Origin of the sequence: Candidatus Dedyshia acidiphila (assembly GCF_051025295.1) — a bacterium.
Lineage (GTDB): Bacteria > Acidobacteriota > Terriglobia > Terriglobales > Acidobacteriaceae > KBS-83.
On sequence record NZ_JBMGJV010000006.1, the window covers coordinates 121,281 to 130,885 of the forward strand.

Below are 9,605 nucleotides of genomic sequence, written 5' to 3' on the forward strand. Positions count from 1 at the left end.
AGCACCGGAGAAGTGCAGCAACTGAAAGAAAGCAGAAGAGCTGCGGGCAGCTTCATGGACTCCGAGTGTAGCAAAGCGGCAACCCCTACCCCGGTCGCCCCATCCATCAGGGAAGAGGTGACTCATGCAGCCCATCGTGAAAGACACCAAGAAGGACGTCGCACGCCCCGCGCATCCGGACACGCACGCCAAATCGACTCCGGACGAGGGATCGCACGATCGCCTGAACCGGATCGCCGGTGAGATGGCCGGTCGCGGTTTGGAACGTCAGCGCAAGGATGAGGAAGGCAAAGACATCATCGTCGAGAGCGATCCGCACGGTCACAACGTGTAGCTCCCCAGGACGGCAGAAAGAGAAGAGCCCCGGCACACAGGCCGGGGCTCTTTGTCGTTACGGTTCACTGCGGACTAGCCGGGGTGCGAGTCCACCTTCAGCTTCGAGCCCGTGCTCCACTCCGTCATCGGCGTCACCACGCGCACTTCGTCATCGCGCTTGCGCCAGCTGCCGCGGATGTAATCGCGGTTCATGGTCGCGATCACCTCAAGCTGAATCTCCTTTGGGCAGGCGCCGGTGCACTCACCGATGTTGGTGCAGCCGCCGAAGTTTTCGGCATTCATCTGCGCCACCATATGCCGCGCGCGGTGATCGCGCTCCGGAGCGCCCTGGGGTAGCACGCTGAGGTGAGAGATCTTCGCGCCCGTGTAGAGCGCTGCCGAGGCATTCGGGCAGGCCGCCACGCACGCGCCACACGCGATGCAGGCTGCCGCATCCATCGCGCGGTCGGCCGTCTCCTTGCTCACCGGGATCGCATTGCCGTCCGGCGCATTGCCCGTCGAGACGGAAATGTAACCGCCCGCTGCAATGATCCGGTCGAACGCGCGCCGATCAACCACCAGGTCCTTGATCACCGGGAAGGCCGCTGCCCGCCATGGCTCGATGATCAGCTCTTCGCCATCCTTGAAGTGCCGCATGGTGAGCTGGCAGACCGTGGTCGCCCGCTCCGGCCCGTGCGCGATGCCGTTGATCATGAACCCGCAGGAGCCGCAGATGCCCTCGCGGCAGTCGTGCTCGAACGCGATCGGTTCTTCCCCGCGCTCGATCAGCCCCTCGTTCAACACGTCCAGGCACTCGAGCATGGACATCTCGGGGTTGACGTTCTCTACCGGATACCTGACGAACTTGCCCTCGCCCTTGCGGCCTGTCTGCCGCCATACTTTCAGGGTCATTCGCATCTACTTGTAGCTCCTCTGACTCGGGTGCACGTACTCGAATTCCAACGGTTCCTTGTAGAGCTCCGGCTGGTTGCCCGGTCCGCGATAGCCCCACGCCGCCACATAGGAGTAGTGCTCGTCGTCGCGCTTCGCTTCGCCGTCCGGCGTCTGGTACTCCTCGCGGAAGTGGCCGCCGCAGCTCTCGTTGCGGTTCAGTGCGTCAATGCACATCAGCTCGCCCAGTTCGAGGAAGTCGGCCACGCGGCCAGCCTTCTCAAGACTCTGGTTCAGGTCCTTATCGGAACCCGGCACGGTGACGTTCTCCCAGAACTCATCGCGCAGCCGACGGATCTCGCCGATTGCGTGCTCCAGTCCCTCGGCCGTGCGCGACATGCCGCAGTAATCCCACACGATCTTGCCCAGCTCGCGATGGAACGAATCCACCGTGCGCCGGCCCTTGATCGAGAGCAGCTTCTGGATCGTCTCTTCGACGCAGGCGACCGCGTTGCGCACCTCGGCATTGTTCTCCTGCACCGCGTCCAGCTTGTTCGTGGCCAGGTAGTTGCCGAGCGTGTAGGGAATGACGAAGTAGCCATCGGAGAGCCCCTGCATCAGCGCGCTCGCGCCCAGCCGGTTCGCGCCGTGGTCGGAGAAGTTCGCCTCACCCAGCACGAACAGCCCCGGAATTGTGCTCTGCAGGTTGTAGTCCACCCACAGCCCGCCCATGGTGTAGTGAATGGCAGGGTAGATCCGCATCGGCACCTTGTACGGATTCTCATCCGTGATGCGCTGGTACATGTCGAACAGGTTGCCGTAGCGCTCGCGGATCGTGTTCTCGCCCAGGCGGCGGATCGCGTCGGAGAAGTCGAGATACACGCCCAGGCCGCTCTCGCCGACACCGCGGCCCTCATCGCATACAGCCTTCGCATTGCGCGACGCTACGTCGCGCGGCACCAGGTTGCCAAAGCTCGGATACCGCCGCTCCAGGTAATAGTCGCGCTCCGCCTCTGGAATCTGATCGGGAGAGCGCTTGTCGCCCTTCACGAGCGGCACCCAGATGCGGCCGTCGTTGCGCAGCGACTCCGACATCAGCGTCAGCTTCGACTGGTACTCGCCCGAGACCGGAATACACGTCGGATGGATCTGCGTGTAGCAGGGGTTCGCGAACAGCGCGCCGCGCTTGTGCGCACGCCAGCTCGCGGTGACGTTCGAACCCTTGGCGTTGGTCGACAGGTAGTAGACGTTGCCATAGCCGCCGCTCGCCAGGATCACTGCGTCTGCGATCTGGGTGGAGATCTCGCCGGTCACCAGGTTGCGCGTCACGATGCCGCGCGCGCGGCCATCGACCACGATCAGGTCCACCATCTCGGTGCGCGCATACATCTCGACAGAGCCGGTATGCACCTGGCGCTCGAGCGCCTGGTAGGCGCCCAGCAGGAGCTGCTGGCCTGTCTGTCCTCGCGCGTAGAACGTGCGCGACACCTGCGCGCCACCGAAGGAGCGATTGGTCAGCGTGCCGCCGTACTCACGCGCAAAGGGCACGCCCTGCGCCACGCACTGGTCGATGATGTGCACGCTGATCTCGGCCAGGCGGTACACGTTCGCCTCGCGCGCGCGGAAGTCGCCGCCCTTGACCGTGTCATAGAAGAGCCGGTAAATGCTGTCGCCGTCGTTCTGGTAGTTCTTTGCGGCGTTGATGCCGCCCTGCGCGGCAATGGAGTGCGCACGGCGCGGCGAATCCTGGAAGCAGAAGCACTTCACCTTATAGCCGAGCTCACCCAGCGTGGCCGCGGCCGAAGCACCGGCCAGCCCGGAGCCGACCACAATCACCGAGTGCTTGCGCTTGTTCGCCGGGTTTACCAGCTTCAGGTCGAAGCGCGAGCGCTCCCATGCTGTCTCAATCGGTCCGGAAGGAAGCTTTGAGTCGAGAATCATTTATCGCACCACCCCTAGCAGCACACTGATCGGAATCGAAATGTAGCCCAGCACAATCGCCACCGCGATGATCCACGCGGCGCTCTTCAGCACCGGCGTGTGGCGCGGATGATTCATGCCAAGCGACTGAAAAGCGCTCCACAGTCCATGCCGCAGGTGCAAGCCCAGCAGCACGATGGCGAAGATGTACCACGCCGAAACCCACCACACCTGAAAGCCGGAGATCACGTTGTGATATATGTCACCCTCGATGAACTGTGACCCGGGGTGGATGTAGCCGGCTGTGAAGTGCAGCAGGTGGAAGATGATGAACGCGAGCACGATCGGCCCGCTCCAGTACATCGTGCGTGACGCGTACGAGGACGCGATCGCCTTCTTTGCCGAGTAGCCCACCGGACGCGCACGCTTTTTCGCGAGCGCCAGTTGCACCGTCGCCAGGATATGCAGACCCACGCAGAGCAGCAGGATGAGGCGCACCGGCCACAGCAACTCGCCCAGGTTGTGCAGCAGCTTGCCGTAGGTGTTCAGCTTTTCCGGGCCCTCGAAGACCTGCAGATTGCCCGCCAGGTGGCCCACCACGAAGACGAACAGCACCGCCCCGGTCACCGCCATCACGGCTTTCTTGCCGTTCGTCGAGCCCCAGAAGCTCGGGGTCTTCACCTTCATCAGTTCGACCGCTGCCGTACTCATCGAGTGCCGCCTTCCTTCATCGATCCCGCCGTCACTCCCACGCCGATCTCATGCGCACACACGTCTGCTCGGTCGCCCGTTGCGCAACCGGTGCTCGTTGTCACATGCAGAGGATCGGCAGATCGGAGTGGGAATGCCACTCTTTAGTATCGAGGGGTCATCAAAGCAGCGTCAAGGCAGGAGCCTCAACAGTTTGCGCCCCTTCGTAACAGCCGCTCGTCAGCGTAAGTCCGATCGTTCTGGCGTCGCGCTGTGCTCGGCGAGCACGATGCAGTCCCTCGCGCTCGCATGACGTCACTCCATCGCCTTCAGCAACGTCACCAGCGCGCGTCCACGATGGCTGAGCCGCTGCTTGGTCGCGAGGTCGACCTCCGCCATCGTGAGGCCCAGCTCCGGCAGCCAGAACAGCGGGTCGTAGCCGAAGCCGCCGCTGCCGCGCGCCTCGGGGCGGATCTGCCCCTCGACCGCGCCCTCGGCCACGCGCAGCACGATGCCATCGCGCGCCACGGCCAGTGCACACCGATACCGCGCCGCCCAGAGTGCGCTGGGGGCGCAGGCGCTCAGCCGCTCCAGCAGGTACGCGTTGTTGCGCGTAGCCACTGTGTCCCACTCGTTTCCATAGCACGCGTCGTCTGCAAAACGCGCGGACCGTACCCCCGGCTCGCCGTCGAGCGCATCCACTTCGAGCCCCGAATCATCCGCAAGCACCAGCAGCCCGGGCTGCACATGGCTGTAGGCCAGCGCCTTCTGCCGTGCGTTCGCCTCAAAGGTCGCGCCATCCTCCGCCGGTGGAGGCACGTCGCGCAGTCCGGGCAGCTCCAGCAGTTCAACGTCGAAGACCTCAGCCGCCGCACGGAAATCGCGCAGCTTGCCTGCATTCGAGCTCGCGACGTACAGCGCTCCTGCGTAAAGGCCGCCTCCGGTCGCGCTCACGCCGCGTGACCGGACTCGTGGCCGTGTCCCTCGTGCATCGCATGCTCATCCATCGGCTCATCCATGTGCCGCAGCATACCCGCTCCGCCGGAGCGCAGGAAGCGCGCTACCAGCACCGCCGCAAGCGCGAGAAAGATGATGTTCAGCACTGCCGTATGGTCCCAGCGAAAGCTGTCCTGCATCGCCATGCTGCTGCCATGAGCGCGTGGCGTCAGGTGCAGCGCGGCGAAGATGCCCTCGACGGCCAGGGCCGCTCCCGCCATCGCCACGTAGTAGAGCGCAAGCAGCGTCAGCGCCATGTGCCAGCCGTAGTACTTGCGATGGATGTTCACGATTGGCAGGATGATCAGATCGCCGAACAGAAAGGCGACCACGCCGCCAAAGCTGAGTCCGTGCTGCCACAGCACGGCCGCCAGCGGTACATTTCCCACCGAGCACACAAACGACACCAGCGCCACCAGTGGCCCGGCCAGCGGCCCCCACCAGCGCGCCAGTGCCGGGTGGCCGACCAGGAAGAAGTGCTGCCAGAAGCTCGCCGGCACCCAGGCCGCAATGCACCCGGACAGCACCAGCCCGAGCACGATATCGCCCAGCACAGCGGCCCACTCCATCACGAAGATGTTGCTGATCGCGGTGAATGCCTCGGGTGAGCGCAGCCGCTGCTGCCAGGTGGCGCCCTTGGCGCTCATGTCCATCGCCGCGTGCCCCTCCATGCGGCCCAGCACGCCACGCTCGGCCTGCTGTCGTGCCGCATCGACCATGCGCCGCCGCACCACCGCGCCCATCATCAGCGCCAGCAGCACAATCATGATCGGACCGCCGACAAACTCCGCGACCGCGAAGCGCCAGCCCAGCAGCACCAGCAATGTCAGGCCGAGCTCGAACACCAGGTTGGTCGACGCAAACTCGAACGCCATCGCCGCGCGGAAGTCCGCGCCCTTGCGAAACAGCGTGCGAGCCAGCGCCACCGCTGCGTAGGAACACGACGACGACGCTGCGCCCAGCCCCGAGGCGATTGCGAGGCTGCGTGGGCCACTATCCGGCATCAGCTTTGCGACACGCTCGCGCGACACCGTAGCCTGCACGACTGCGGAGAGTGCAAAGCCGAGTACCAGCGCCCACAGCATCTGCCAGCCCATCAGGGCGGCCATCTCAAGCGCATGCCCGATCGCGTGAAGAATGCTCATATTGATCTAGATGCGCTCATGCTCTACGAGCGTTTCGTTCATTGAACCGATACGCAACGGGGCAGGGAACGAGGCCAGCGGGCAGCCTGCACAACGCGGCCTGGGGCCGCAGTGCTCCTTCCCGACCATCACAATCAGCGCATGAAATTCACTTGCGTGCGCCACGCTTGCATGGCCGCGTTCCTCGCCGAACGCACGCCACGCAAGCTGCTGTAACTCGTCGTACGTTGCCCGCTCGGGCGCCAGCCCATGCCGCACCGCGACGCGCCGCAGATACTCATCCACCACCATCGCCGGCTGGCCAAGTGCGTACAGCAGGATGGCATCTGCCGTCTCGGGACCGACGCCGGGCAACGCCAGCAGCTTGGGCCGCAGCGTCTCCATCGGCATGGCCGCGAGCCGCGCCAGCGAACCCTCCGCCTCCGCAAACAGGAAGCCGAGAAACGCACGCACCGCCACCGTCTTCCGCACCATGTAGCCGGACGGCCTCAGCAGAGTTCGCAACTCGTCCTCCGGCCTCGCGAGCAGCTTTGCCGCGACCTCTCGCTGGTCGGCATCGCTCGCCGAGCGCGGCAGCAGACTATGCATGCGCAGATTCTCGAGCGAACGCTCAACCCCGCGCCACGACGTGTTCTGCGTCAGGTACGCGCCGATCACCACTTCGAGCGGCGTCTCTGCCGGCCACCAGTGCTGCGGCCCGTACGCTGCCGCGAGCTGCTCGTACAACTCGCGTAGCCGGCGTGCCAGCCGCGTGCTCTCGGCAGAGGGTTGCTCCGGGGCAGAGTGCTTGCTCGGGGTAGACGATGTGCGGCGGGGCATCTGATCTATTAGATCAAGCAAACACACAGTTGGACCAAGCCACACGCAAGCGAGGACGAACGCCATGCCCAAAGCATCCATCACGCGCACCAGCTCCGCCGGCTGGCGCAGCCACACCCGCTATCTCGAGATGCACACGCGCCAGCGTTACGAGATGGTGCACATCACCGACGAGGTCGATCGCATCGTGCGCGAAAGCGGCGTCGATGACGGCCTCTGCTTCGTCTCGCCCATGCACATCACGGCGGCCATCTACGTCAACGACAACGAGAGCGGACTCATCCATGACGTCTCGGAGTGGCTCGAGCAGCTCGCCCCCGCGCGCCCGGAGTATCGCCACCACCAGACCGGCGAGGACAATGCCGATGCGCACCTGAAAGCGCTGCTCCTGCACCATGAGACGACGCTGCCCGTCACCGGCGGCCGGCTGGACCTCGGCACCTGGCAGCGCATCTTCTATGCAGAGTTCGACGGACAGCGCACCAAGCGCGTCATCGTCAAGGTGCTTGGCCTCGCTTCGACCAGCGAAAAGTAACCGCGCCGGCACATTCTCCGGCATCACCCGTAAAGTTACCTCGACCCCTGCCGATAAAACGTCCAGCTAGAGAGAGCAGCTTCAGGTAGACCGGAGGCGCTCAGGCTCTAGAGACTGCGGCTTCCGTCTCACGGACTCACGTGAGCGGGGCCACGAACTTCGCATCGACAGGAGCCGACGCTATGGCACTAGGTGTACTGAACAACATCTCCGCAACCTACGCTGCAAACAACCTGAGCAACACGCAGTCCAGCCTGCAGAACGTGCTCACGCAGCTTTCTTCCGGTTCGCGCATCAACTCCGGCGCGGACGACGCGGCCGGCCTCTCCCTGGCCAACGGCTTGCAGGCCAACCAGTCGGCGCTGACCCAGTCGGCTGCCAACGTGAAGCTCGGCGCCGGTCTGCTGCAAACCGCGGACGGAGCCCTGTCGCAGGTCAACAACCTGCTGAATCGCGCGGTCACGCTGGCCACCGAAGCGGGCAACGGCACACTCAACAGCTCGCAGGATTCGGCAGCCAACCAGGAGTACCAGTCGATCCTCGCCGAAATCAACAACATCGGCGCGACCACGACCTACAACGGTCAGGCTGTGTTCGGCAGCACCACGTCCATCTACACCAGCGATGGCACCGCGACCGGCACGTCGGTCGATACGCTGTCTATCTCTGCACTTTCGAGCACCAAGGTGGGCGATGCCAACGGCGCCATCTCCTACACTGCTGCCGCGGGCACCACGCCGGGCACCATCTCCTACGCGGCGGGTACCAGCACGGATCTCTCCGCCACGAATTTGACGTCCAGCGCCAATGCGCAAGCCGCTCTCACCGCAATCGGCAGCGCGATCAGCAACATCGCCGGGCAGCGCGGCTACCTCGGTTCGCAGATCAACACACTGAACGCCATCTCGGGTGTTGAGACCACACAGAGCGAGAACCTGGCCTCGGCCGAGAACTCGATCCTCGCAACCGATTACACCAAGGCCACTTCAGAGCTGTCGAAGTTTCAGATCCTGACCCAGACCGGTATCAGCGCTCTGGCGCAGGCCAACAGCACGCAGCAGGCCGTCACTAAGCTTCTCCAGTAGTCCCTGCCGCGCGGGTGCTTGCCTCCCGGCCCGCGCGGTTCCCCACAACCCTCCATCCTGATTTCCGCGGGCGGTACCGAGCGAACCGCCCGCGCTTTTTTTCGCTCAAATGCACTCGGGGAGCACTCCATGGGAACCATCGGGCTTAGCTTCGGCTCACCCACCAGCGGCCAGGGCTTCGACGTCGCCAGCACGGTGACACAGATCGTCACGCAGATCCAGAACACCGAGGCGCCGTACAAAACGCAACTCGCAGCGTATCAAAAGCAGGACACCGTCATCTCCAGCCTCGGCGGTCTGCTATCCACGCTGTCAAATGACCTCACGTCCCTGACCGACGTCACCGGTGTTCTCTCCGGCAAGCAGGGATCGAGCTCGAACAACAGCGCCGTCGCCCTGCTCTCGGCGACCTCAGACGCAAGCGCAGGCAGCCACTCTGTCTCCGTTCAGCAGCTCGCGCTGAGCTCGACCTACGCGTCTTCTTCGATTGCGCGTGCGGATTCCCTCAGCGGAACGCTCACACTGCACGTTGGCACCGGCGCAGCGCAGAGCATCACTGTCGATTCCAACAACAACACACTGGCAGGGCTGGCATCGACCATCAACCGGGCCGGCATCGGCGTCTCCGCCAGCATCGTCACTGACGCAACGGGCTCGCGGCTCAGCCTGATCAGCCAGACCAGCGGCAGCGCCGGACAGGTCACGATCGATAGCAGTGCATTGACGGACGTGACGACCGGCGCAGCCCTCACGCTCACTGCCGGTCAAGCCGGTCAGGATGCGCTGCTCACTGTCGACGGCGTATCGATCACCAGTGGGACCAATACGCTCACGAACGTGATCCAGGGCGTGACCATTCAGGTGCTCTCGACGACAAGTAGTCCTGCGCAGTTGCAGATCGACAACGACACTCAGTCCGTCATCAGCGCGGTCTCGGCTTTCGTCAAGGACTACAACGCCGTCATCAGCGCGCTCTCTGCACAGGAGGGCAAGGACAGCACCGGTGCAGCTCAGCCACTCTTTGGCTCACCCCTGATCTCTTCGCTGCAGCAGACGCTCGCGGGCGCCCTTACCGCGCAGGCGGGCACCTCGCTCTCGACCGTCAGTCAGATCGGGATCTCGTTCAATAACGATGGCACGCTCAGGCTGAATAGCGACCAGCTCAGCACGGTGCTCGATAACAACTTCGCCGGGGTGCAGGCTTTTTTT

General features: G+C 64.2%; 10 protein-coding genes. 4 read left to right on the top strand and 6 right to left on the bottom strand.

What is annotated here, in order from left to right:
* Nucleotides 1-124 precede the first annotated feature (124 nt).
* The gene (locus AC5IJH_RS04470; protein WP_491901598.1) at nt 125-334 is read left to right on the top strand and encodes a hypothetical protein; all 210 of its coding nucleotides are present in this window, start codon (nt 125-127) and stop codon (nt 332-334) included.
* A 74-nt stretch (nt 335-408) separates the two neighbouring features.
* Here the strand turns inward: AC5IJH_RS04470 and AC5IJH_RS04475 are convergent, their stop codons facing one another.
* The 6 genes from AC5IJH_RS04475 to AC5IJH_RS04500 form a co-directional block, all read right to left on the bottom strand.
* On the bottom strand, nt 409-1,233 hold the full coding sequence (locus tag AC5IJH_RS04475; RefSeq protein WP_491901599.1) for a succinate dehydrogenase/fumarate reductase iron-sulfur subunit: 825 nt from the start codon (nt 1,231-1,233) through the stop codon (nt 409-411).
* Nucleotides 1,234-3,147 carry a fumarate reductase/succinate dehydrogenase flavoprotein subunit gene (locus AC5IJH_RS04480; protein WP_491901600.1) on the bottom strand — a complete coding sequence of 638 codons (1,914 nt, stop codon included), beginning with the start codon at nt 3,145-3,147 and terminating at the stop codon, nt 1,234-1,236.
* Nucleotides 3,148-3,837 (bottom strand): succinate dehydrogenase cytochrome b subunit, encoded by a 690-nt coding sequence (locus AC5IJH_RS04485; RefSeq protein WP_491901601.1) that lies wholly within the window; start codon nt 3,835-3,837, stop codon nt 3,148-3,150. It abuts the gene before it with no gap.
* Nucleotides 3,838-4,131: 294 nt separating this feature from the next.
* Nucleotides 4,132-4,770, bottom strand: coding sequence for a non-canonical purine NTP pyrophosphatase (locus tag AC5IJH_RS04490; protein WP_491901602.1), 639 nt, complete (start codon nt 4,768-4,770; stop codon nt 4,132-4,134).
* Nucleotides 4,767-5,957: a permease gene (locus AC5IJH_RS04495; RefSeq protein WP_491901603.1), complete on the bottom strand. Its 1,191-nt coding sequence runs from the start codon at nt 5,955-5,957 to the stop codon at nt 4,767-4,769. Before AC5IJH_RS04495 ends, AC5IJH_RS04490 begins: the two co-directional genes overlap by 4 nt.
* A 6-nt stretch (nt 5,958-5,963) precedes the next feature.
* On the bottom strand, nt 5,964-6,776 hold the full coding sequence (locus AC5IJH_RS04500; RefSeq protein WP_491901604.1) for an endonuclease III domain-containing protein: 813 nt from the start codon (nt 6,774-6,776) through the stop codon (nt 5,964-5,966).
* A 64-nt stretch (nt 6,777-6,840) separates the two neighbouring features.
* On the opposite strand from AC5IJH_RS04500, the gene AC5IJH_RS04505 reads away from it, so the two are divergent.
* From AC5IJH_RS04505 to fliD, 3 genes are all read left to right on the top strand, one after another.
* Entirely contained in the window at nt 6,841-7,311 is a 471-nt protein-coding gene (locus AC5IJH_RS04505) for a secondary thiamine-phosphate synthase enzyme YjbQ (RefSeq protein WP_491901605.1), read from the top strand.
* 182 nt (nt 7,312-7,493) lie between these two features.
* Nucleotides 7,494-8,396 (top strand): flagellin N-terminal helical domain-containing protein, encoded by a 903-nt coding sequence (locus tag AC5IJH_RS04510; protein WP_491901606.1) that lies wholly within the window; start codon nt 7,494-7,496, stop codon nt 8,394-8,396.
* A gap of 129 nt (nt 8,397-8,525) precedes the next feature.
* On the top strand, nt 8,526-9,605 hold a 1,080-nt coding region (gene fliD, locus AC5IJH_RS04515), incomplete at its 3' end, for a flagellar filament capping protein FliD (protein WP_491901607.1).

Coding starts and splice junctions, on each gene's coding strand:
- AC5IJH_RS04470 (WP_491901598.1), top strand. CDS start 125: ATGCAGCCCATCGTGAAAGACACCAAGAAGGACGTCGCACGCCCCGCG.
- AC5IJH_RS04475 (WP_491901599.1), bottom strand. CDS start 1,233: ATGCGAATGACCCTGAAAGTATGGCGGCAGACAGGCCGCAAGGGCGAG.
- AC5IJH_RS04480 (WP_491901600.1), bottom strand. CDS start 3,147: ATGATTCTCGACTCAAAGCTTCCTTCCGGACCGATTGAGACAGCATGG.
- AC5IJH_RS04485 (WP_491901601.1), bottom strand. CDS start 3,837: ATGAGTACGGCAGCGGTCGAACTGATGAAGGTGAAGACCCCGAGCTTC.
- AC5IJH_RS04495 (WP_491901603.1), bottom strand. CDS start 5,957: ATGAGCATTCTTCACGCGATCGGGCATGCGCTTGAGATGGCCGCCCTG.
- AC5IJH_RS04500 (WP_491901604.1), bottom strand. CDS start 6,776: ATGCCCCGCCGCACATCGTCTACCCCGAGCAAGCACTCTGCCCCGGAG.
- AC5IJH_RS04505 (WP_491901605.1), top strand. CDS start 6,841: ATGCCCAAAGCATCCATCACGCGCACCAGCTCCGCCGGCTGGCGCAGC.
- AC5IJH_RS04510 (WP_491901606.1), top strand. CDS start 7,494: ATGGCACTAGGTGTACTGAACAACATCTCCGCAACCTACGCTGCAAAC.